Consider the following 336-nt stretch of genomic DNA (forward strand, 5'->3'; position numbering starts at 1 on the left):
CGATGGCGTAGTCGGTGTATTTCACCGCGCCGTCGCGGCCCTTGCCGGATTTGATATCAATACGCCCGTCCGGGTAGGTGTAGGGACGGTGGTTGGAGGTGGTCATCAATTGCAGCAGGAACGGCTGCTGCTTGGCGTAGTCGGCGTCGGCCAGTTTCAGGGTTTGTTTGTAGAGGTCCTCGTCGGCCATGCCCCAGGCATTTTTGAACGAGATTTCCGCTTCGGGCACGCTGCTCTGGTCGACGACGCGGTAGCCATTGCCGCTGAAAAACGCGTTCATGTTGTCGAAATAGCCGCGCCCGCCGTAGACGAACACGCTGTCGTAGCCAATCGCGG

The 336-nt window shown here is 59.5% G+C and carries 1 protein-coding gene; it reads right to left on the minus strand.

What is annotated here, in order from left to right:
- Positions 1-336 (minus strand): sulfatase-like hydrolase/transferase (locus tag AC0L20_RS40340; protein WP_473295723.1); only part of this gene is annotated, 336 nt, incomplete at both ends.

It is taken from the genome of Bradyrhizobium sp. Kon58, assembly GCF_055807455.1.